Below are 21,720 nucleotides of genomic sequence, written 5' to 3'. Positions count from 1 at the left end.
GAAGCTGTTAGGAAGTTGTTCCTAACCGCTTCTCCGTCATTGCATATAACCTTGATGCTGGTTTCGGTGACGCAATGGCGATGTTAGACGCCCATGCGCCGACGAACGAGACCGGCTACGCCGATAAGGCCGCTGCCAAGCAAAATGAAGCTGCTGGGTTCCGGGGTCGTGGCAACCAGGTCAGAGGTAAGGACAGCAGGAGCTCCGTTTACCTCAGCATAGAGGAGGTCAACCGCGAACGTGCCAGTGGCTGAGGCGACGAAGTTGGAGGTCTCGGCCGCGGTGGGTGCGCCTGCATTGAAGACCTGCACGCCGTTGATGTAAAGAATGGCTCCGTCATCGTGGATGACGTTGTAGGTCTGACCGGCGACGAGGTTGGTGTAACCGGTAAACTCCATGATCGAGTTGTTCAGCGTATCGCCCGCGATGCCGGCAAAGCTGGCAGACTGGTTGGTGACGGTATTGCCGCCGGAGGTAAGGAAGCCCGCGATGGTGTAGTCGCCTGCTCCGTTGTTGGAGTTGAAGTTGATGCCATCCACACTAAACGTTGCGGAGGGAGTGAGTCCCGAGGTCGTGGCGGGCAGAGAATTGGGATAAGAGGTTGAGTTTTCAAAGATGGTGCCGCTGAAGGTTGATGCGTGCGCAGAACCTGTTACGGCTATGAAAGCTACCAGGCAGGGAATGGCAAGGAGAATGCGCTTATTCAGTTTCATGTGTGCCTTTTCTATATATAAAGATTCAGAATTTATGGGTCCCTGATGCACTTGAGCTACTAGCAAGTTGGCAGCCAGATATTATTTTCAGGGAATAAATTCTGTAAATATATTTGTTTCAGTGACTTGAAGGGCTATATCTGCCGAGCGGAAAGGTCTCGACTCGATAGTATGTGCAAATCTGTGCCGGCAACTTAGGAAGTTGCCTTCGCATTGTGTTGCAAATGGGAAAAAGGTTGCCTATGCTGTGAATCATTTAAACCGCTCGGAGAAGATGCTGGTTCTTCAATGACTTGTGACAGTAGCGGTTGTGGAACGCTTCGAAGAATCATTGTCCCGCCTAGAAGCACCCTCATTGGCACGCGACGGAGGATGACAATATCGAGAAGGCAGGAGATTCGCTGGAAGCGCCTAAGAGGATGGTAATTCGCCGGTTGGCGGCGTAGGGGTAGAGATGATGGCAAGGGCCCGCGCTCGGATTGATGCGGGAAGAACGAGAACGTTGGTGAACAGGATGAGAGCGAAGGTCAAGGAAGGGAAGTAGGCGAGCCCGGTGGGGGCTGCCTGAATGACTTCGAGGGCGAGGACGGCGGTGATGAGGCCGCGGGGAATCAGCAGGGTGGCGAACTCCAGCTCCCGGTAGGAGGTTCCCCGCCACACGATTCTGCTGCACGACACGGCAAGGATGCGCGCAATCAGAAATACAGTCAGAATGCCCAGGCTGGGCAGGATCTGCTTCTTCAATCCGCTGAACTGGATCATCGCACCGAGCAGAACGAAGAAGAAGCTGCGGACGAGAAATGCCAGCTCGGAATGGAAGGAATGGATCTTGTCGCTGTGACCTGCCGCCAGGATCTCGAATCCGAACCTTTGCATGGAGTTCTGTGGATCGAGCAGGCTGGCGAGTGTCGCGCCAAAGACCATGACGGCGAAGAGGGCGCTCCCGCCGATGGCGTCGGTGATGGAGTACACGATCAGGACGACGGCGAAGGTGAGGACCTGCCAGAACTGCTTGTCGGAGACGCGCGGCAGCAATCGCACCCAGAGGAATCCGGCGACGATGGCGACGACAAACGCCAGCAGGAATTTGAAGACGAAGAGGGCGAAGACGCCGCCGAGAATGGCGCTGCCGCTTCTTCTGGCGGTGATGCTTCCATCGCCCGCGAGCCCGAGGAGAACACCTACGCCGATAGCGCCGAGACCGTCGCCGAAGGAGGCTTCGATGACGAGGGTGGTTTTGAGATCGTGGCGAAGGTCGAGCTGATCGAGAGTAGGAAGGATGATGGAGCTGCTCATACAGGCCAGCGCCGCCGCGGCCAGAAGCGCGGGCATTCGCGCCATGCCCAGGATATGTATGCTGAACCAGGCTACGCTGGCGAGCGTCAGGCCATAGCTGAAGAGGGCAAGCGTCATGCCAGCGGTGAACTGCTTCAAGGCACGACGCAGGTCAAGCTCCAGACCGGCGGCGAAGAGGATCAGAATGAGCGCGACGGTGCCAACGCCGCGGATGAGTTCAGGAAAACGGTCCGCGTTGATCCAATGGAGAACCGGGCCGAGGACGATTCCGCAGGCCAGCAGCACAATGACGTCCGGTACGCGGGTGCGACGGGAGAAACGGTTGGTCACGAAGGCCAGGACGAGCAGGCCGCCGAGGAGCCCAAAAAAATTGTTGAGAGTCAGGGTCACTAGTCACAGACTAACTGCTGTGGGTTAATTTTTGTCGGTCTGGCGCAGGAAGTCGGCCATGTAGTCCTTCCAGACGGCGGCCTGGGTGTGGGTGCCGTGGCCGCGGGTGGCGTCGGAGATGGGGATGAGGATGAACTTGGCGTGAGGCATGAGCGGCACCATCTTTTCGGCGATGCCTAGCTCGGGCGGATTGATGAAGTCGTCGGCGGAGTTGATCCAGAGGACGGGGACGGTGATGGTGGACAGGCGGGCGCTGGGATCGTAGTTGCGGGAGGCGTCGGTGTAGTAGATGAAGTCGTTGGCGTCCGTGTTGGCGACGCCTCGCGCGAGGTACTTGTCTGCATAGGCCTCGGCTTCGGCGCGGGTGGGTTCGTTCTTCTGCATCTGGAGCGGGCTGGAGCCCATGATGAGGAAGATCTCGTAGGCGGTGCGAAGGCCGACGGTGGGTTCGGTGGGGTACTCACCGTTCTTCCAGCCAGGATCGTTCTTGATGTTTTCGATGGCCATGTAGCGCATCATGCGGTTGCGTCCCGCGATCTGGACGGGGAGGCAGGCCATGGGCATGAGGGCGTCGGCGAAGTTGGGGTAGGTTTCGCCCCAGACAAAGGACTGCATGCAGCCCATGGAGGTGCCGAAGATGAGGCGGAGGTGATCGACGTGGAGGCCATCCATCAACATCGTGTGCTGGCTCGAGACCATGTCGTCGTAGTCGTAATGGGGAAAGCGCATGTGGAGGCCGTCACTGGGCTTGCTGGACTGGCCGTGGCCGATGTCGTCGGGAAAGATGAGGTAGTACTTCGTGATGTCGAGAGGCTGGCCGGGACCGAAGAGGATGTTAGAGAACTGCGGCGCGAGCAGCGAGTGGGCGCTTCCGCCAGTGCCGTGGAGCAGGAGGATGGCGTTATCGATGTGGCCGGCGGCGTTGCGGTGCGGCGTGCCGAGGGTGAGGTAGTGGAGTTTCAGCTCGGGGAGGGTTTCGCCGGTGCCGAAGCGGAAGTTTTTGATGATGTAGGTGCCGTCCTGCGTGGGCCAAGTTGTGGCGGCGGGAGGCGTCTGCGCGGTGGGGGCCGACATGGTTTGGGCTGAGGCGGCGATGGCAGAGGAGAAGAGGAGGGCTAGGGCTGCGAGGCGCATAGAGGGGTTCTCGGATGTTGCTGCCATTTGAATGGAAGAGAGGGGTAAAGGCAAGCGGAACTATGACGGTCGAATTTCGGCTGGATGAGAAAGGATCACCCATCCAGCCTTGCAGTTATTTGGCGAGAGCGGATTCGATGGCGGAGATGACGGCTGGGTCGTCCGGGGTGACTTCGGGGGAGAAGCGGGCGACTACGTTGCCGTTGCGATCGACGAGAAATTTCTCGAAGTTCCAGAGGATGCCGGGTTCGGGATTGGTGGTGGAGTTGTGCTTCTTGCCGAGGAAGCCGTTGAGGTTCTCGCGCATGGCGGCGCGGCCGTCGCCGGTGGCTTTGGGCTTGGCTTCGATGAGGGACTTATAGAGGGGGTGGATGCCGGGTCCAGTGACGGCGATCTTCGAGAACATGGGGAAGTTGACGCCGAAGTTGCTGCGGCAGAAGGTCTGGATCTCCTCATTGGTTCCGGGCTCCTGCGAGCCGAAATCGTTGGCGGGAAAGCCCAGTACGACGAGGCCGGAATCCTTGAAACGGGTGTAGAGCTTTTCGAGGGCGTCGTATTGGGGCGTGAGGCCGCATTGCGAGGCGACATTGACAACGAGCAGGACTTTGCCGCGATAGTCCGAGAGCGAAGTGGTTTCGCCGGTAATTCGAGTGACGGGAACGTCGTATAGGGTCGAGGGCATGGGGACTCCTGATTTCGGATTAGGTTTTTTTATTTTGATGATAAAGGCGATGAATGCAGTTTGAGGGTACGGTAAGGCAGCAAAAGAAGTTAGATGCTTGGTTTGACAGTCGGGTTACTATACAGAAACGATGTCTTTTGTTGACTCCCTTCTGGGGAGACCGTTAGCAACAAGTGAAGAGCGCGCCGAACATATTGGCGTCGCTGCGGGAATCCCGATTTTCGGCCTGGATGCGCTCACCAGCGCAGCATATGGACCAGAGGCGGCGATGACGCTGCTGATTCCTCTGGGATTGGCGGGAGTCCACTATATTGTCCCGATCATTTCAGCAATTTTAATTTTGCTGGGGATCGTATTCTTCAGCTACCGGCAGACGATTGCGGCTTATCCGAATGGTGGTGGCTCGTATACCGTGGCGGGTGAGAACCTGGGCGAGGGCGCAGGGTTGCTGGCTGCCGCCGCGTTGATGATCGACTATATTCTGACGGCCGCTGTCGGGATATCGGCGGGCGTTGAGGCTTTGACCTCTGCCGTGCCGGCACTGCAGTCAGACACGCTGCTGATATGTTTAGTGATTTTGGCGGTCCTTGCGATTGTGAACATGCGAGGGGTGAAGGACACTGGGGCGGCGTTTATGGCGCCGACCTTTTTGTTTGTGGGTACGCTGCTGGTCATGATCGGTGTAGGCGTATACCACACCATTATGAGCGGTGGCCATCCTACGCCTGTGGTCGCGCCCCCTGCGGCGCTCCCCGCCACGGTAAAGTATCTCGGGCTGTGGCTGTTGATGAAAGCGTTCGCGAGTGGATGCGCTGCAATGACGGGTGTGGAAGCCGTCTCGAACGGAGTGATGGCGTTTGCGGATCCGCGTGCCAAGAAGGCGCAGATTACGCTGTCCGTCATTGTCGGGATACTCGTTGTTCTGTTATTTGGAATCGCGTATCTGGCACGGGCTTATGGAGTAACGGCGATGGAGTCGGATGCGCCACACTTTCAGACCGTATTGAGTATTTTGACAATCGCGGTATTTGGGCGTGGATGGTTTTACTACCTGACGATGGCCTCCGTGCTGGCTGCGTTGGCTCTTAGCGCAAACACAGCTTTCGCTGATTTTCCGCGACTGGTACGCGCGATTGCAGCTCATGATTCGTTGCCGCATGTGTTTCTTCTGCGCGGTCGCCGGCTGTTGTTCTCGCATGGAATCTATGCGCTGACCGGGTTTACGACGGTCATTTTGATTCTGTTCGATGGACAGACGGAAAGATTGATTCCGCTCTATGCGATTGGTGCGTTTCTGGCCTTCACGTTGTCGCAGGCGGGCATGGTTGTGCATTGGCAGAAGGCAGAAGGCGGCTACAAGAAGCACTGGTGGCACATGTTCGTGAATGGCTTTGGCGCTTTGGCGACGGGGCTGACGACGATTGTGGTGCTGATCGCCAAATTCGCAGCCGGAGCGTGGGTGACTGCGTTGCTGGTGCCGGTGCTGATCCTGCTGATGCTTGGGGTAAAGCGGCACTATTCGAGGGTGAAGCGGGAGATGAAGGACATGACTCCGTTGAACCTGGTGAATCTGGAGTCGCCGATCGTCGTTATACCCATGGCGCGATGGGATCGAATTACCGAGAAGGCGATGCGGTTTGGGCTGCTGCTGTCGAAAGACATCAAGGTGGTGCACATCCACTCGGACAGCGAGGGCGATGAAGGGCTCGATGATGTGTGGGAAGACAAGGTGCTGGCCCCGATTAAGAAAGAAGGATTGCAGGAGCCGGAACTTGTGACGATCCCATCCAATTTCAGATTCGTGATTACTCCCTTGATGGATTACATCCTCAAACTGGAAGATGAGAATCCAGGGCGTAAGGTCGCAGTGATCCTACCGGAGATGGTCGTACGGCACTGGTGGGAAAACCTGCTGCATGGGCAGCGGGTACAGTTGTTGAAACTGCTACTACTTCTGAAGGGAAATCAGAGGATCGTAGTGGTGAATATTCCCTGGTATCTGTGAGGCTAGGCGACCACCGCTACGGCTTTGCCGAAGGTGGGCGATAGCTCACGGAGGCGGGCCACGGCGGTAGGAACAAGGGTAAGGGCCTGGTCGACTTCTTCTTTGGTGGTGAGTTTGGAGAGGGAGAAGCGGATGCTGGCGCGGGCGCGGGCCAGCGTGAGGCCCATTGCGGTGAGGACGTGCGAGGGTTCAGTGGCGCCAGACTGGCAGGCGCTGCCTCCGCTGACGGAAAGACCCTTCAGATCGAGCGCGATGACGAGCGCTTCCGCTTCTACATGATCGAAGTAGAGATTGGTGGTGTTGGCGACGCGGGGTGCGCCCTCGCCGTTGACGCCGCACTCTTCTACCTGGCTAAGGATGCCTTGTTCGAGGCGGTCGCGGAGTGCGGCTAATTTGGCCGGGCCATCGGTGAGCAGCCACTCCTGCGCTAGTTCGGCGGCTTTGCCGAGACCGACAACTCCGGTGACATTTTCTGTTCCCGCGCGGCGCTGGCGCTCGTGGGCGCCTCCGTGGAGCATCGGCGCGAGGCGGACACTACGGCGGACGAAGAGAGCGCCGATGCCTTTGGGCCCGTAGATCTTGTGGCCGGAGAGGCTGAGCAGGTCTACGTCCTTGAGCGGGCCGCGAGGACTCAGGTCGAGTGGGAGCTTGCCTGCGGCCTGTACGGCGTCGGTGTGGAAGAGCGCTCCAGCAGAGTGGGCGATCCGGGCGAGCTCGGCGATAGGTTGAATGACGCCTGTCTCGTTGTTCGCGAACATGATGCTGACTAATTTTGTGTTGGGGCGTAGCGCGGCTTCGAGCGCGGCGGGTTCGATAAGTCCCTGCGGCGTGCAGGGGAGAAAGGTGACCTCGATATTTCGTGCGACGAGCGATTCAGCAGCGTGAAGAACAGCATGGTGCTCAATGGCCGTAGTGATGAGGTGGGCACCTTCGCTGAGCGTGCCGAAGAGCGCGAGATTATCGCTCTCGGTGCCTCCCGATGTGAAGACGATCTCGGAGGCGCGGCAGTGGAGGAGTTTGGCGACGGATTCGCGTGCGTGATCGACGGCGGCGCGGGCGTACTGGCCCTGCTGATGGATGGAACTGGCGTTGCCGAAGTGCTCGATCCAGAAGGGGCGCATGGCTTCGAAGACTTCGGGAAGAAGAGGAGTCGTGGCATTCGCGTCCATGTAGATATGGCGCATAGGGCTATTTTACGTCCGGCAACGGATGGATGGGCATTGTGCCCGGGATGAGCGAGATCTGATAGGCTGGGCGCGTCGCTGCGTGGATCGGCAGCGCAATCAAAAAGACTGATTGGAGACAGACGATGATTAAGCAGATGGTCGTTGCGTTGGCGTTGACTGCATGTTGTTCATTCGGCGCGCAGGCCCAGATGGGCGGCGCAAAAGCCCCGGCGGTCGCTCCGGGTACGATGATCCCACCCGCGAAGTCGTTCGACGCGATGCTCAGCGGATTCGAGTCGGAGATGATGGGCGCGGCGAAGGCTATGCCGGCCGATAAGTATAACTTCGCCCCGAGCGCGGCGATCTTCAAGCCGGACCAAAAGACGGACTATCTGTCACCGGACAATAAGGGCGTCCGGTCCTTTGGTGCGATGGTGGGTCATGTGGCACAGGCGAATTACTTCTACGCCGGCTCGTTGAGCGGAATGAAGCCGGATGTCGATGTAAAGGCGATCGGGAGCATGACGGACAAGGATCAGCTCGTGGCAGCGCTGCAGGCGTCGTTCGCCTTTGTGCATAAGGCGATTGGTACGTTGACGCCACAAAACGCCTTTGAGAGCGTTCGCGGAGACCAGACTCGGGCCAGTCTTGCGGGTTTCGTGGTCGCACATGGATTCGACCACTACGGACAATTGGTCGAATACTTGAGGATGAATGGCATCGTACCTCCGGCTAGCCAGAGGTAACTGGCGCGTGGAACGCGACGAGGAGTAAAGAGGTGCGTGTGAGCGCGAGGCAGGGACCTACCGCTCGGCGATTGGAATGTACGGCGAAGGATAGGCAGGGCCAACGTAGTCGGCACGTGGGCGGATGAGGCGGTTGTCGTCGTGCTGCTCGATGACGTGGGCGGCCCAACCGGCGATGCGGCTGATGGCGAAGATTGGCGTGAAGAGGTCGATATCGATGCCGAGGGTGGTGTAGGTGGAGGCTGAGTAGAAGTCGACGTTTGCGTTGAGCTTCTTCTGCTCTTTAATGAAGAGCTCGATCTTGCGCGACAAATCGAACCATTTGGTGCTGCCGGCGGCGCGGCCCAGCTCTTCGGACATGCGGCGGAGATGCGTAGCCCGCGGGTCTTCGGTGTGATAGACGCGGTGGCCGAAGCCGGAGATCTTCTTCTTTTCGCTGAACATTTGCTTCACGTATTCGATGGGATCGGCACCGGCCTTGTCGATGGCGTAGAGCAGGCGCATGGTGGCCTCGTTCGCTCCGCCGTGGAGCGGGCCTTTGAGCGCGCCGATCGCGCCGGTGATGGCCGAGTGGATATCGGCGAGGGTCGCGGCGATGACGCGGGCGGCGAAGGTGCTGGCGTTCAGCTCGTGATCGGCGTGGAGAATGAGCGCGATGTCGAAGGCGCGGGTGGCTGTCTCGGAGGGGGCTTCGCCGTTGAGCATCCAGAGGAAGTTACCCGCGTGCGAGAGCTTGTGGTCGGGTTCGATGACGGGCTTGCCCTTGCGGATGCGGTCGAAGGTAGCGACGATCATCGGAATCTGCGCGGTGAGGCGGAAGGACTTGCGGACGTTTGCGTCGTGGCTGGAGTCGGCCTCGTCGGCGTCGTAGATGCTAAGTAGAGAAACGGCGGTGCGGAGCACCTGCATAGGCGTGGCGGTGGCGGGAACGCTTCGCAGGAGATCAATAACCTTTGGATTAAGCTGACGCGCTCCGGCCAGTTGCGTGGCGAAGCTGGCGAGTTCGGAGGTGTTCGGAAGTTTGCCAAACCAGAGAAGATAGGCGGTCTCTTCGAAGGTGGAGCGTTGCGCCAGTTCGTGGATATCGATGCCGCGATAGGAGAGCACGCCAGCGTCACCGTCGATAAAGCAAATGGAAGAGCTGGTGGCGACGATGCCTTCCAAGCCTTTAGGTGCGACAACATTGGACATACGCGACTTCTCCAGGGTTAAACAAACTACATCGTTTATAGCGCAGCCGTGAAAGGGTTGTCACGGTGAAGTGCGCGAATATCGCCTTCAGTGTGCGATAGCTGTTGCGGGCAGAGGGCGCATCGGTGAGTAGGCGGAGAGGTCGATGGCGCTGGGTTCGCCAGTGAGAATTTGCGCTATGACGTGTGCGGTTGCCGGAGCGAGGAGGATGCCGTTGCGATAGTGTCCGGCAGCGATGAATTGATTGCGGGCGTCGGGCGCTGGTCCGAGGAAGGGAAGTTCATCCGGCGTTGATGGACGAAGGCCAGCCCAGACTTCGAGTTGCGGCGCATCTGCAAGCGCTGGAATAAGATCCGCAGCGAGTGCACGGAGATGAGCGATATCGGCCAGGTGGACGATCTTGTCGAAGCCGACATCTTCGATGGTTGCGCCGATGATTGCACGTCCCGCGTTGGGACCGGTGGTGCGGGGAACGATGTACATGCCATGGGTACGAACCACGAGAGGAAGCGAGAGCGTGGACGGAATGGCGACAGCCAGCATCTGGCCTTTCTTTGGCGCAACCGCAAGGCCCGGGGCAAGGGAGGAGTGAGTGGCCCACGCACCGGTACAGTTGATGAACTTTGCCGCGTGGAAGGTGCCTCGCGTGGTGTGGAGTTCTACGGAGTCGCCGATCGATTGTGCAGCGAGAACCTGAGTGCTGGTGTGCAGATCGATGGATGTGCTCTTGACGGCAGCGAGGAGCGCGGCGGCAAGATTGCGCGGTTCGAGACTATGCTCGTCGATCAGGGTGAAGTGATGGTTGCGCGGCTTGAGTTGAGGGAGAATTTTGCTGAGAGCTTCCGGTGAGAATGTTTCACCTGAAGCGTCGGCATGCGATTGGAGGGTTGCCCTGGTGTGGAAGGGAACTTGTGTGCCGGATAGAGCGTGGAGGCGATCGAGAAAAGCGGGGTAGAGCGAGAGGCTGAGATCGGCGAGCGGCCGCAGGGATGCAGGGTTGTCGGGATCGCTGGCGGCGAGCATCCCGGCGGCGGCGGTGGAAGCTTCGGCGAGAGGGGTTCCCTGATCGAGAACGGTGACGCTGAGACCGCGGCGGTGAAGCTCAAGGGCAAGCGAGAGGCCGATGATCCCTGCTCCTGCGATGCATATGTCGGTGTGATGCATAGGAACAGTTTAGTTCGATTCACAAAAGAGGTATGGTCAGCGCCCTGTAAGTTTGAGAGACTGACGAGCAGCTTGTTCCGGAAGAACCGGTGCAGGCGAAACGAAGTGCAGTGCCGAGGAGAGTTCGATGAGTGAAGAAGGATATGTAGCAGAGCGTTCGATGTCTGGAGTATTTCTTGGAGTCCTGGTAGTAGCGTTACTGGCTGCATTGGGTTCGCTGGTTTGGTGCTATGGTTTGCAGAATCGTTTGACCGATACGCAGAAACAGTTGGGGGCGGCAATCCAGAAGAATACTGATCTGGCGCAGAAGCTCGACTCTACGAATGCCCGGCTGCGGGCGACGAGCGAAACCCTTGGGCAGAGCGTCGGCATCGCACAGAAGCAGATTGAGACGCGGGCGCAGAGCATACTGGCCGCGCAGCAGGCGGCGACAACAAGGCTGGAGCGCGAGCAGGCCGCAACCAAGGAGCAGATCGGCGCGGTTTCGACCGACGTGGCGACTGTGAAGACGGATGTCGGAGGAGTGAAAACGGATGTCGCCACGACCCGGACCGATCTGGAAGCGACGAAGTCGCAACTGAATCGGGTGGTGGGCGATGCTGGCGTGATGAGCGGCTTGATTGCGACCAACCACGACGAGCTTGAGGTCCTGAAGCATAAGGGCGACCGGAACTACATCGAGTTCACCTTGAAGAAGGGAGAGAAGCCGCTGCTTCTCTCCAGCATCAAGCTGCAATTGAAGAAGGTGGACATGAAACACTCGCGGTACACGCTGAACGTGAGCGCCGACGACCGCAACATCGAGAAGAAGGACAAGAACCTCGATGAGCCGGTGCAGTTCTATACGGGCAAGACGCCGGTGCTGTATGAGCTGGTGGTGAATGACATCGAGAAGAACACCGTTTCGGGATACCTCTCGACGCCGAAAGGTACGCCCGCGCAGTAGCGATTGCAGTGCAGACGCAGAACGGGGGACGCTTATCGCGTCCCCCGTTTTGTTTGCCTTGTTGGGTTTACTTCTTTTTCGCGGCCTTCTTCGCGGGTTTCTTTGCTGCTTTTGTGGCTGCCTTTTTCGTTGCCATTTGTCTATTCTCCCTATTGATTAGACATCGTTGCTGCAACACGCTGCATTGCAGCTAACGAAGGTATAGATTCATGTAATTTCACTGTCAAGAAAAATCGATACGTTTGAGAATTTTTTTTTGATACGACGACCGCGATGGTCTCCAAAAAATGAATGAGTTTTGTCGGTTGAAGCGCCGAAGAATGCGAGCGCTATGTCGTGCGCCGTATACTTTCGCGTTCGGGATGTCTTCTGCAGAGTTCATCTGCGAATGGTTTCGTGACGAGGTGTTGTGATGAATGATGTTGTGATCGTGTCTGCGGTACGGACTCCAGTGGGAAGGTTTCAAGGAGCGCTGAGTGAGAGTACAGCGGTGGAACTTGGCGCGATAGTAGTGCGCGAAGCTGCGCGTAGAGCGGGAATTGACGCCGCAACTGTCGACGAGTGTGTGATGGGATGCGTGCTTCCGGCGGGGCTGGGACAGAATCCTGCGCGGCAGGCGGGACTGCGGGGAGGGCTGGCGGACTCTGTTGCGGCGATGACGATCAACATGGTTTGCGGCTCGGGATTGAAGGCGGTGGCGCTCGCGGCGCAGAGCGTGATGACGGGTGCGGCGGAGATTGTTGTCGCCGGTGGGATGGAGTCGATGACCAACGCGCCATATCTTCTGCCGCAGGGGCGGAAAGGATTTCGCATGGGTGACTCCACGGTGGTGGACTCGATGGTGAGAGACGGTCTATGGTGCGCGTGCGAGGACTGGCACATGGGAATGACCGGAGAACTCGTCGCGGAGAAGCATTCGATCACTCGGGAGATGCAGGACGCCTATGCGCTGGAGTCGCATCGCCGTGCGAGTGCAGCGTGGAGGGAAGGGCGGTTCGATGCGGAGGTGGTCCCGGTTTCATTGCCTCCGAAGAAGAAGGGTGGAGAGCCGGTCCTCTTTTCGCGCGACGAGAGCGTGCGCGACGATGCTTCGCTGGAGGCGCTGGCTGCGTTGAAACCGGCTTTCAAGAAAGATGGAACCGTGACGGCGGGCAATGCTCCAGGGGTGAACGACGCGGCTGCGGCGGTTGTGGTGATGTCGGCTTCACGCGCGAAAGAACTCGGACTGGAGCCGATGGTGACGATCCGGGCGCAGGCAATGAGTGGAGTCGCGCCGCGGTGGGTGATGCTTGCTCCGGTGATTGGAGTGCGGCGAGTTTTGGAGCGTGCCGGGTGGAAGATGGATGATATCGATCTGTTTGAGTTGAATGAGGCGTTTAGCGTGCAGGCGCTTGGAGTGATGAAGGAACTGGGACTGGATGCAGCCAGGGTGAACGTGAATGGTGGAGCAGTTGCGATCGGGCATCCGATTGGAGCGAGCGGGGCGAGGATACTGGTGACGCTGATCCACGAGATGATGCGGCGGGATGTGAAGAAGGGCGTGGCGGCGCTTTGCCTTGGGGGAGGGAACTCGGTGGCGCTGGCGGTGGAGCGGTAAGTTGTTCGCCTTGAATCAGTCTCCGCCTGTGTGGTCCGAGGCTGGGGCGAAATCTCCGGCCTGCACCGCCAGGGGATAGAGATCGGTGATGAGATGGTACAGAAATCGTCCTGGCTCTTCCTGCATGATCATGTGCGCGGAATTGTCGAACCATACCAATTTCTTCGATGGCGCATGGATGTGACTGAACCACTCTGCCGAAAGTGCGTGGGAGACGGCATAGTCATGCTTTCCTTCAAAAAGGAAGATCGGACATTTGAAGTCGGTGACAGAGTCGTAATTGACGGCTTCCAGCGGCCCGAGCAGATGGGTCACGGAGTAAAGGCTGCCTTCGTTCACGAGGTCTATGTCCCTTTGCGTGTAATCCGGAGAGAGGCGCCGGGCGTTACTGTCATAAGAGAAATCCGTCCTCCCATAGGTCAATCCGCCGTAGTACATAAGCCATTTGCGTTGCACTCCAATCCTTTCAAAGGTGAGGTTGCCCGGATAGGGCGCCAGCGCCAATAATTCTCGCTCCGCTTCGCTGTTATGGTGCGACTTGGCTTCGTTCAACGCAAACTGGTAGCCATCTACCTCGTTCTTTTCCATATTCACCATCTGCCCGACTCCCAGATAGGCGTAGAACCACTCGGGATGACGTTGCGCGAGAGCTACGCCAAGCACGCTGCCCCAGGAGTGTCCCAGCAAAAAGATCTTCCGCTTGTCATATCGTTTCTGCAGGTAACGGACGACCTCCTCCGCATCGCTTGTCATCTGCGGGATCGTCATGGTCGGGGCAAGCGACTTGGGATCGTTGGATGCATATGTTTTTCCCGCGCCGCGCTGGTCCCACTGCACTACGGTAAAGTAATCCTCCCACGGAGTCTGGAAGGTGTAGTCCTCCGGCATCGTTGGAGATCCCGGCCCGCCATGCAGGTACAGCAAAATCGGATTGCGACGGTCGCTGCCCCGAACCGACAACCATTGAGTCGTTCCGTTTATCTGAATTGGCAAGAGTTCTTCGACGCCATTCGGCGATACTATCTTCCGCGTTGCAGCGATGATATCGATGACCTCGCGCCGCGAAAACATCTTCTGCTCAGGTTGTTCGCTGCCAGTTGGGGGATGGCTCTTTTGTGATGCCTGAGCGACACCCTGGCAGACGGTCAAAGCCAGTACCAGCGCGTATGGGTGACTCCAAGCAGTTTTTCTCACTAGATTCTCCTTAGCCAATATTTAGCTATACGCATTTGCGAAAGCCGCTGTTCAAAATCGAACATGACGATGCTATGCGCGTCACAATATCAACATTCGATGATATTTAGGGCGAGTCCGGCGAGGGAGGTTTCTTTGTAGCGTGACTGCATGTCAAGGCCGGTCTGATACATGGTGGCGATGATCTGGTCGAGGGAAATCTTGTGGCCGCCGGTCTCGTGCATGGCCATGCGGGCGGCGTTGATGGCTTTGACTGCGCCCATGCCGTTGCGCTCGATGCAGGGAATCTGGACGAGACCGCCGATGGGGTCGCAGGTCATGCCGAGATTGTGTTCCATGGCGATCTCAGCGGCGTGTTCGATCTGCGCGTTGGTTCCGTTGAGCGCGGCGACGAGACCTCCGGCGGCCATGGAGCAGGCGACGCCGACCTCTCCCTGACAGCCGACCTCGGCTCCGGAGATGCTGGCGTTTTCTTTGTAGAGAATGCCGATGGCGGCAGCAGTGAGGAAGTAGCGGATGAGACCTTCTTCGTCGGCGTCTTCTACGAAGCGCATGTAGTAGTGCGCGAGGGCGGGGATGACGCCCGCAGCTCCGTTAGTGGGAGCGGTCACCACTCTTCCTCCGGCGGCGTTCTCCTCGTTGACGGCCATGGCGTAGACCGTGACCCAGTCGAGAGGGGCCAGAGGATCTTTGGAGCCTTCGGTCTCCAGCCGGTTGGCGAGACGTGGAGCGCGGCGGCGGACGTTGAGGCCTCCGGGCAGGATGCCTTCGGTGGCGATGCCGCGAGCGGTACAGGATTGCATTGTGTGCCAGAGGCTAAGGATGCTGGCTTTGATCTTTTGCTCAGGATTGGCTTCGCTCGGCAAAGGCTCGGCAGACGGAGGCCGGTTGATGGCGACGTTGGCGTCGGAGAGGAGCGCGACTTCGTTGGCGAGCAGGAGTTGCGCAATGGTGAGGTTGTGGGCGGCGGCAGTGCTGAGAAGTTCTTCTGCGCTGCGAAAGGGGTAGGGAACGGTGCGCGATGAGACGCTCGATGAGGTGCTCTGCGCCTCGAACTCGCTGCCGGAGAGGATGAAGCCGCCGCCGATGGAGTAGAAAATCTCTTCGCTGAGTAGAGCGCCAGCGTCGTCGAAGGCGGAGAAGCGCATTCCGTTGGGGTGGGTTGGGACGGCGGAGTCGGGGTACATCTGGTTGCGGTGAAAGATGAGATGCTGGCTCTCGGTGAAGGGAACCTCGTACAGGTCGAGGAGGTACAAGGTTCCGGTGGTGCGGATGGCGTTGAGTTCGGTTTCGACGAGAGCGGGATCGACGGTGTCGGGTGCTTCTCCGAGAAGTCCGAGTTGGATGGCGCGGTCAGTGCCGTGGCCGAGTCCGGTAAGTGCGAGTGAGCCGTAGAGATCGACGCGGATGGACCCTGTACGCGGGAGGAGACCAGAAGTTTCGAGCGAACGGACGAAGCGGAGAGCGGCACGCATGGGGCCGACTGTATGTGAGCTGGAGGGGCCGATGCCGATTTTGAAGAGTTCGAAGAGACTGGTGTTCACGGCTGACTTATTGTAGGCGCGTGGATGAGTATCCCGCTCGTTTGGTGGTGCCCGGGACCTTCTTCTTTGCTTGTTTGAGCTTCACGTTGTTGTACGCGGTGATGAGCGCGCCCTTCAGTGTCTCTTCGTCAACATGTCCAAGATCGACGAAGGTCATGCCCATGCGTCCCCAGCCGCCTTGTACAGGCTCGAAGATCGTTGGCATCTCGGCGATAAAGGCTTGTTGCTGCTCGATGGTGAGCTTGAGCGTGCCACGCCCTCTCTCCTGCGCGGAGAGAGTGGCGAAGATGCGGTCGTTGATGCGAAAGTCGGGATGGCCCATGTGCGAGCTTTCGACGGCTTCAGGAAGAGTGAGGGCCAGTCGGCGAAAGAGATCAACGCGAGGCTTCATCTGTGACAGTCCGCCCTATCTTGTTTCCAACGAATATTGCATTCGATTGCAGACCGGTGGCCGGAGCAGGAATTATTGCTTTAGTTTTTCCCACCACGTTAATGGCCTAACGAAGAGGATTACTTGTCCGGGGTGCGGCGAGACCGTACCTTTACCGCATGTGTTTGGCGAAGCATAGCCGTGACTAAGTATCTCTTTTGTGGAGAAGCTTTCTGACCTCAGCCACGAATAACTTGATCCCGCTGACCCACACAATACGTTAGGAACGTTAACCCGGAAGGACTCATCGTACTTCACGATAGGATGCTCCACAACGATTGATCCACTATTCTTCGAGTTTGGGATGTTTACTTCGTCGGGATTGAGCGTTAGCTGTAGTCGAGCAACGCCCTTTCCATCAGTCGGAATGGCGATTGCCTCCTTGCACTCTGTCCCTACCCAAGCATTCACATAGGAGGACGCCCCCACCATAGGGCGTCCGTTCCTACCATCCACCAAAATGATTTCGAGCGTTTGTGCAGAGAGAGACACCCCCGGCAAGATCAAGAAAAGCGACATTAGAAATTTGAAAATACCGAAGCAGAGTCGCGGTCGATTTCGGCAGCCTGCCATTTGCGTCTCGTCGTATCCAATCAGCATGCTGGATATCCTCCTGCCTTCGTCATGTTCATCAGCCAATGGAAAAAGGCGCCCCTCGGGTTTGATGGAAAGCCTGAATGGATGCGGAACGTAGCTTGATTAGGCGAAACTGGAAGGTTTGGCTGCTATCTAGCCGCCCGTCTTTTGCGGGATGGAGCGAAATGTGTGGCGCGGATGTATGCGGCAGCAGCAGTGAGGCGGACCGGAGCCTTGGCATCGTCGAAGACAGGCAGAAGCGCGTTAGGAATGGACCTCTCGCGATAGCTGCCAAGCGCTGTGGCTGCGGCAGCGCGGACGGCGGGATCTTTGTCGGTGAGCGCCGCGATCAACTCGGCGCGGATGGGCGCGGTCTTTTCCTGCGAGAGCTGCTCGATAGCCGAGACGCGGGCGTTGTCGCCGCCGTTCTTGCGCATGTATTCGATTGCGGTGAGGCCGAAGCCGAACGGCCCGAGGAGCATGGACGCTCCCTGGAGCGCGCCCATGCGGGCGAGCGCTCCCGGATCGTGAATCTCTTTATTCACCTTGTGCATGGTGCCGTTCACCATGCCGGGGTTGGCGCTACGGTCGCCGTTGACCACAGCCACCAGAATGTCTTCGCCGGAGCGATCGTTCATCTTCCATAGCGTGGTGGCAGCGACGAAGGCGACCTGCGGTTCCTTGTCGTCGAGCAGAGCGCGGATGCCGATGGTAAGGTTGCGGCTTTTAGTCTGGCCGGCGCTAAGGACGGCAGCGGTGCGCACGTCAACATCGGAGTCCCGCATGGCGGCGGAGATCAGTTTTTCGCCGCGAGCGTTTTCGCCAAGCGTACCCAGAGCGGCGAGTGCCTGGATTCGCAGGTCGGCGTGCTTCGGATCCTGAACGGCTGTAGTGAGCATGGACCAGGCTTCTTCGTTATTCTCGGCGGCGGTTTTATGAGTGCGATCCGACTGCGTCGGTTGTTCCGCTTGCGTGGTGGTTACAATTTTGCCGTCGACTTGCTGCTTGTCGGTGGTCGAGCTGTTCTGCGCGCAGGCCTGGTGCAAGGGGAGCAGAAGAAGAGCCATCAGGAGAGCAGTTGTTTTGCTGAGGCAAAGAACGCGTGCGTGCGTGGGCATGATTGTTGCTCCGTCGTACCGTTGAATGTAGTGATGCATTAGTTATAGAGGATGAAATGCTATACTCGGCCAAAATTCATAGCCTCAAGGATTGACCGGGCTCATACATGCTTTTTAAGGTTCGCAGTGCAGCAGTTTATGGCATCGATGCACACGTCATCGATGTAGAGGTCGATTTTTCTGGCGTCAAGTTGGACAAGGAGCAGTTCAACACTGTGGGCTTGCCGGATGCGGCGGTGCGGGAGAGCCGCGACCGAGTGCGATCGGCCATCAAGAACTCCGGCTTCGACATCCCGCCGACGCGAATCACCATCAACCTCGCTCCGGCAGACCTGAAGAAGGAAGGTTCGGGATTCGATCTTCCCATTGCGATTGGGATACTCGGCGCCTATGGCGCGCTGCATATCAAGGATGTGAGCAACTTTCTTCTGGTGGGTGAATTGGGCCTGGATGGGAGTCTTCGCGCGGTGCAGGGAATGTTACCGATCGCGGTTGCGGCGCGAGCGCAGGGCATTCCGAACCTGATCATTCCTGCGAGCAATGCGCGTGAGGCAGCGGTAGTAAAGGGAGTGAACGTATATCCCGTGAAGAGTCTGCTGGAGGTGCGCGAGCTGCTGAACTCAGCAGCCTTTGGCACAATCACCGCGACGCCGCTTCAGGTGGAGACAGCCGATCTGCTCAATGAGATGCAGCACTTTCCATTCGACTTCAAGGACGTCCGCGGTCAGCATGTGGCGAAGCGAGCGCTTGAGGTTGCCGCGGCGGGCGGACACAATATTTTGATGATCGGGCCGCCGGGGTCGGGCAAGACAATGCTGGCCAAGCGCCTGCCTTCGATTCTGGCTCCGCTCCGCTTCGAAGAGGCGTTGGAGACGACGAAGATCCACTCCGTCGCTGGTGTGCTCGACGCGGAACAGGGGTTGGTGACTCATCGGCCGTTCCGGTCGCCGCACCATACCATCTCGGACGCAGGGTTGATTGGCGGCGGGATGATGCCCCGGCCGGGTGAGGTTTCGCTGGCGCATAACGGATTGCTATTTCTGGACGAGCTGCCAGAGTTTCCGCGGAACGTTCTGGAGGTAATGCGGCAACCCCTCGAGGACGGGATGGTCACGATCGCGCGGGCGGCGATGAGCCTTAGCTTTCCTGCGCGGTTCATGCTGGCGGCGGCGATGAATCCTTGCCCCTGCGGGTATTTCAACGACAAGTCGCGCGAGTGCATGTGTACCCCGCCGATGATTCAACGCTATGTTTCCAAGGTTTCCGGGCCTTTGCTGGATAGGATCGACATTCATATTGAAGTTCCGGCTGTTCAATATAAGGAGTTACGGGGAGGAACGGCGGCGGAGGGTTCGGAAGAGATACGGGCCCGGGTGCTGGCTGCGAGGCATCGGCAACATGATCGATTCAGCCAGGCGGCGGAGCGGACGAAGGGATCGGCAAAAGGGGCTTCGCGGCAGATTTTTTCGAATTCGCAGATGAATACCCAGCAGATTCGGATCTATTGCGAGCTTTCGTCTGATGCGGAGCGTTTGCTGGAGCGGGCGATGCAACAACAGGGGTTAAGTGCCCGGGCGCATGACCGGATCTTAAAAGTTGCCCGGACAATTGCCGATCTGGGAGGGGAACAGGACATCGCGGTCAAGCATATTGCCGAGGCAATTCAGTACCGTACCTTGGATAGGAGTTACTGGTCCTAAAGTAGGTAAAGATATAGATGGTAGATCCGTTAAAATCCTGTTTTTGGAATTTATAGGTGTGGAAATTCCCAAAAAAGGTATTGACCTGCCCCATTAGATCGTCTATCTTAAGTGATGGGGTCGAGCTGCTTCGGCAGCCGATGAACGGTTGTTGCTTCCAAGGTTTATTCTGGCCTCTATTTTATGCCACGATGCCTTCGCGGTGAATCGCAGAGGAAGACAGATCGTTGAAGTAGCCGGTTCAGGCCGGTCGCAGGGAGCTTTTGTCTGTTGGATTTAGCAGGCGGAAGTTAAATTGAAAGATGATGACAGTAGATGGAGAGTCTCAAGCAGGTTTTTCTGCGTCTAATGAAGTGGTAGAGCAGAAGACTCAAATCCAGCAATTGGGAATTTAGCGAGTGAGCGCTGGCAAGATGCTTACGCTTTACGAAAGAAGAGGAGAAACGATGCGCTCAGATCTGATTTTTGGAGCACTGACTCATGTAACCAACCGCTACGAGCTGTGCCAACTGGCGTCCAAGGCGACGCGGAAGCTGCACAAGCCGAACACGCGGTTACAGGACACGACCAACGAGGTGCTCGACCGCTTCAAGGACACGATTCCGATGAATGAACCGGAAGATGCAGTCGTCAAGAAGGTAGAATTACAGGAACGCCGCGCGGCATAGCGCGGCTTTTTCCTGTATTCTTTAGCTACTAAACCCAACCAAATATCCGCCTCAAAATCCCATCCCAAAGTTCGCATATTTCTGGCCTTCCGCACGACTCCCCGTCACGCAGATCCCGCCTCAGTTTCAAACAATCCCTCCTTATTGATCAAATTCCAGGTAAAACATGACCATTTCAGAGCTGAAAGAACACAACATTGCGGAGCTAGGTAAGCTTGCGCGCGGTCTCGACATCGCAGGCACCAGCGGTCTGCGGAAACAGGACCTGATCTTCAAGATTCTCCAGGCGCAGAGCGAAAAAGAAGGACACATCTTCGCCGAAGGCGTGCTGGAGATCCTGCCCGATGGCTATGGCTTCCTCCGCTCACCCGATTACAACTATCTCCCCGGCCCCGACGACATCTACGTCTCGCCATCCCAGATTCGCAAGTTCGACCTGAAGACCGGCGACACCATCAGTGGCAATGTCCGTCCTCCGCATGAGGGCGAGAAGTATTTCGCACTGGTCAAGATTGAGGCGATCAACTTCGAGTCGCCGGAAGAGACGCGCAACAAGATTCTGTTCGACAACCTGACCCCGCTTTATGCTCAGGAGCGCGTAAAGATGGAGACCGTTCGCGAGCACATATCGGGTCGCGTCATGGATCTCCTCACCCCGATGGGCAAGGGCCAGCGCGGTTTGATCGTAGCTCCGCCCCGTACCGGTAAGACGATGCTGCTGCAGTCGATTGCGAACAGCATCACGACCAACCATCCCGAGGTTGTGCTCATCGTTCTGCTGATCGACGAGCGCCCGGAAGAAGTAACCGATATGCAGCGGTCGGTAAAGGGAGAGGTTATCTCCTCTACCTTTGACGAGCCTGCCGCACGCCACGTACAGGTCGCCGAGATGGTCATCGAGAAGGCCAAGCGGCTGGTCGAGCACAAGCGCGATGTTGTGATTCTGCTCGACTCGATCACGCGTCTGGCTCGCGCCTACAACACAATCGTTCCGCCGTCGGGCAAGGTGCTCTCAGGCGGTGTGGACTCGAATGCGCTGCAAAGGCCGAAACGGTTTTTCGGTGCGGCCCGCAACATCGAAGAAGGCGGTTCGCTTACCATCATTGCGACTGCTCTTGTTGATACGGGTTCACGCATGGACGAGGTCATCTTCGAAGAGTTCAAGGGTACCGGCAACATGGAAGTCATTCTGGACCGCAAGCTGGTCGACAAGCGTGTCTTCCCTGCAATCGATATTCAGCGGTCCGGTACGCGTAAGGAAGAGCTGCTGATTCCGAAGGAAGACCTGCAGCGGACGTGGATTCTGCGCAAGGTGCTGAACCCACTGTCGCCGGTTGAAGCGATGGAGCTATTGACCGACAAGTTGGCAAAGACCCGGAACAATCAGGAGTTTCTGCACAACATGAGCTCGATCTAGGTCGAAGCAAGTTGAATCAAATAAGGGAGCGCGGCTAACGGCT

General features: G+C 57.9%; 18 protein-coding genes. 7 read left to right on the top strand and 11 right to left on the bottom strand.

All coding sequences use genetic code 11. The annotated features are described in order from the left end of the window. Positions 1–83: 83 nt before the first annotated feature. The 4 genes from P4G45_RS12650 to P4G45_RS12635 form a co-directional block, all read right to left on the bottom strand. Positions 84–713, bottom strand: coding sequence for a PEP-CTERM sorting domain-containing protein (locus P4G45_RS12650; RefSeq protein ID WP_348266838.1), 630 nt, complete (start codon positions 711–713; stop codon positions 84–86). A 411-nt stretch (positions 714–1,124) separates the two neighbouring features. Next, positions 1,125–2,399, bottom strand: coding sequence for a cation:proton antiporter (locus P4G45_RS12645; RefSeq protein ID WP_348266837.1), 1,275 nt, complete (start codon positions 2,397–2,399; stop codon positions 1,125–1,127). Between the two features lie 24 nt (positions 2,400–2,423). Beyond that, entirely contained in the window at positions 2,424–3,533 is a 1,110-nt protein-coding gene (locus P4G45_RS12640) for an alpha/beta fold hydrolase (RefSeq protein ID WP_348266836.1), read from the bottom strand. Between the two features lie 115 nt (positions 3,534–3,648). Next, positions 3,649–4,215, bottom strand: coding sequence for a glutathione peroxidase (locus tag P4G45_RS12635; RefSeq protein ID WP_348266835.1), 567 nt, complete (start codon positions 4,213–4,215; stop codon positions 3,649–3,651). Positions 4,216–4,345: 130 nt separating this feature from the next. On the opposite strand from P4G45_RS12635, the gene P4G45_RS12630 reads away from it, so the two are divergent. Continuing rightward, the gene (locus P4G45_RS12630) at positions 4,346–6,220 is read left to right on the top strand and encodes an APC family permease (RefSeq protein ID WP_348266834.1); all 1,875 of its coding nucleotides are present in this window, start codon (positions 4,346–4,348) and stop codon (positions 6,218–6,220) included. Between the two features lie 2 nt (positions 6,221–6,222). Here P4G45_RS12630 and P4G45_RS12625 read toward each other — a convergent pair whose 3' ends face one another. Continuing rightward, positions 6,223–7,404, bottom strand: coding sequence for an aminotransferase class V-fold PLP-dependent enzyme (locus P4G45_RS12625; RefSeq protein WP_348266833.1), 1,182 nt, complete (start codon positions 7,402–7,404; stop codon positions 6,223–6,225). 125 nt (positions 7,405–7,529) lie between these two features. On the opposite strand from P4G45_RS12625, the gene P4G45_RS12620 reads away from it, so the two are divergent. Further along, positions 7,530–8,132 carry a DinB family protein gene (locus P4G45_RS12620; RefSeq protein WP_348266832.1) on the top strand — a complete coding sequence of 201 codons (603 nt, stop codon included), beginning with the start codon at positions 7,530–7,532 and terminating at the stop codon, positions 8,130–8,132. Positions 8,133–8,189: 57 nt separating this feature from the next. Here the strand turns inward: P4G45_RS12620 and P4G45_RS12615 are convergent, their stop codons facing one another. Both P4G45_RS12615 and P4G45_RS12610 read right to left on the bottom strand, forming a co-directional pair. Next, the gene (locus P4G45_RS12615; protein ID WP_348266831.1) at positions 8,190–9,323 is read right to left on the bottom strand and encodes a citrate synthase; all 1,134 of its coding nucleotides are present in this window, start codon (positions 9,321–9,323) and stop codon (positions 8,190–8,192) included. An 87-nt stretch (positions 9,324–9,410) separates the two neighbouring features. Next, the gene (locus tag P4G45_RS12610; protein WP_348266830.1) at positions 9,411–10,487 is read right to left on the bottom strand and encodes an FAD-dependent oxidoreductase; all 1,077 of its coding nucleotides are present in this window, start codon (positions 10,485–10,487) and stop codon (positions 9,411–9,413) included. A gap of 127 nt (positions 10,488–10,614) precedes the next feature. Between P4G45_RS12610 and P4G45_RS12605 the strand changes: the two genes are divergently transcribed. Together P4G45_RS12605 and P4G45_RS12600 are read left to right on the top strand one after the other, a co-directional pair. Beyond that, complete coding sequence (locus tag P4G45_RS12605) at positions 10,615–11,433, top strand: hypothetical protein (protein WP_348266829.1); 819 nt, start codon at positions 10,615–10,617, stop codon at positions 11,431–11,433. A 412-nt stretch (positions 11,434–11,845) separates the two neighbouring features. Further along, complete coding sequence (locus P4G45_RS12600) at positions 11,846–13,030, top strand: acetyl-CoA C-acetyltransferase (protein WP_348266828.1); 1,185 nt, start codon at positions 11,846–11,848, stop codon at positions 13,028–13,030. 15 nt (positions 13,031–13,045) lie between these two features. Here the strand turns inward: P4G45_RS12600 and P4G45_RS12595 are convergent, their stop codons facing one another. From P4G45_RS12595 to P4G45_RS12580, 4 genes are all read right to left on the bottom strand, one after another. Further along, a complete protein-coding gene (locus tag P4G45_RS12595; RefSeq protein ID WP_348266827.1) occupies positions 13,046–14,224 on the bottom strand; it encodes an alpha/beta hydrolase in 1,179 nt (392 codons plus the stop codon). Positions 14,225–14,313: 89 nt separating this feature from the next. Further along, positions 14,314–15,768, bottom strand: a complete 1,455-nt coding sequence (locus P4G45_RS12590) for an L-serine ammonia-lyase (protein ID WP_348266826.1) — start codon at positions 15,766–15,768, stop codon at positions 14,314–14,316. 7 nt (positions 15,769–15,775) lie between these two features. Beyond that, positions 15,776–16,159, bottom strand: a complete 384-nt coding sequence (locus P4G45_RS12585; RefSeq protein WP_348266825.1) for an MmcQ/YjbR family DNA-binding protein — start codon at positions 16,157–16,159, stop codon at positions 15,776–15,778. A 764-nt stretch (positions 16,160–16,923) separates the two neighbouring features. Further along, positions 16,924–17,892: a HEAT repeat domain-containing protein gene (locus P4G45_RS12580; protein WP_348266824.1), complete on the bottom strand. Its 969-nt coding sequence runs from the start codon at positions 17,890–17,892 to the stop codon at positions 16,924–16,926. Positions 17,893–17,999: 107 nt separating this feature from the next. Here P4G45_RS12580 and P4G45_RS12575 point away from each other — a divergent pair, with 107 nt between their 5' ends. The 3 genes from P4G45_RS12575 to rho all read left to right on the top strand — a co-directional run bounded on the left by P4G45_RS12575 (position 18,000) and on the right by rho (position 21,677). Further along, on the top strand, positions 18,000–19,592 hold the full coding sequence (locus P4G45_RS12575; RefSeq protein WP_348266823.1) for a YifB family Mg chelatase-like AAA ATPase: 1,593 nt from the start codon (positions 18,000–18,002) through the stop codon (positions 19,590–19,592). Positions 19,593–20,038: 446 nt separating this feature from the next. Continuing rightward, positions 20,039–20,260 carry a DNA-directed RNA polymerase subunit omega gene (locus P4G45_RS12570; protein WP_348266822.1) on the top strand — a complete coding sequence of 74 codons (222 nt, stop codon included), beginning with the start codon at positions 20,039–20,041 and terminating at the stop codon, positions 20,258–20,260. Positions 20,261–20,426: 166 nt separating this feature from the next. Beyond that, positions 20,427–21,677, top strand: coding sequence for a transcription termination factor Rho (gene rho / locus P4G45_RS12565; RefSeq protein WP_158910633.1), 1,251 nt, complete (start codon positions 20,427–20,429; stop codon positions 21,675–21,677). The last annotated feature ends 43 nt before the right edge of the window (positions 21,678–21,720 follow it).

It is taken from the genome of Edaphobacter paludis (assembly GCF_039993895.1).
Taxonomy (GTDB): Bacteria; Acidobacteriota; Terriglobia; order Terriglobales; family Acidobacteriaceae; genus Edaphobacter; species Edaphobacter paludis.
This window is presented reverse-complemented; position numbering and strand designations above follow the sequence as displayed.

What these genes read in the sequence shown, in the direction of transcription:
- P4G45_RS12650 (WP_348266838.1), bottom strand. Translation starts at nt 713, where the DNA reads ATGAAACTGAATAAGCGCATTCTCCTTGCCATTCCCTGCCTGGTAGCT.
- P4G45_RS12640 (WP_348266836.1), bottom strand. Translation starts at nt 3,533, where the DNA reads ATGCGCCTCGCAGCCCTAGCCCTCCTCTTCTCCTCTGCCATCGCCGCC.
- P4G45_RS12635 (WP_348266835.1), bottom strand. Translation starts at nt 4,215, where the DNA reads ATGCCCTCGACCCTATACGACGTTCCCGTCACTCGAATTACCGGCGAA.
- P4G45_RS12630 (WP_348266834.1), top strand. Translation starts at nt 4,346, where the DNA reads ATGTCTTTTGTTGACTCCCTTCTGGGGAGACCGTTAGCAACAAGTGAA.
- P4G45_RS12625 (WP_348266833.1), bottom strand. Translation starts at nt 7,404, where the DNA reads ATGCGCCATATCTACATGGACGCGAATGCCACGACTCCTCTTCTTCCC.
- P4G45_RS12620 (WP_348266832.1), top strand. Translation starts at nt 7,530, where the DNA reads ATGATTAAGCAGATGGTCGTTGCGTTGGCGTTGACTGCATGTTGTTCA.
- P4G45_RS12615 (WP_348266831.1), bottom strand. Translation starts at nt 9,323, where the DNA reads ATGTCCAATGTTGTCGCACCTAAAGGCTTGGAAGGCATCGTCGCCACC.
- P4G45_RS12610 (WP_348266830.1), bottom strand. Translation starts at nt 10,487, where the DNA reads ATGCATCACACCGACATATGCATCGCAGGAGCAGGGATCATCGGCCTC.
- P4G45_RS12605 (WP_348266829.1), top strand. Translation starts at nt 10,615, where the DNA reads ATGAGTGAAGAAGGATATGTAGCAGAGCGTTCGATGTCTGGAGTATTT.
- P4G45_RS12600 (WP_348266828.1), top strand. Translation starts at nt 11,846, where the DNA reads ATGAATGATGTTGTGATCGTGTCTGCGGTACGGACTCCAGTGGGAAGG.
- P4G45_RS12585 (WP_348266825.1), bottom strand. Translation starts at nt 16,159, where the DNA reads ATGAAGCCTCGCGTTGATCTCTTTCGCCGACTGGCCCTCACTCTTCCT.
- P4G45_RS12580 (WP_348266824.1), bottom strand. Translation starts at nt 17,892, where the DNA reads ATGCCCACGCACGCACGCGTTCTTTGCCTCAGCAAAACAACTGCTCTC.
- P4G45_RS12575 (WP_348266823.1), top strand. Translation starts at nt 18,000, where the DNA reads ATGCTTTTTAAGGTTCGCAGTGCAGCAGTTTATGGCATCGATGCACAC.
- P4G45_RS12570 (WP_348266822.1), top strand. Translation starts at nt 20,039, where the DNA reads ATGCGCTCAGATCTGATTTTTGGAGCACTGACTCATGTAACCAACCGC.
- rho (WP_158910633.1), top strand. Translation starts at nt 20,427, where the DNA reads ATGACCATTTCAGAGCTGAAAGAACACAACATTGCGGAGCTAGGTAAG.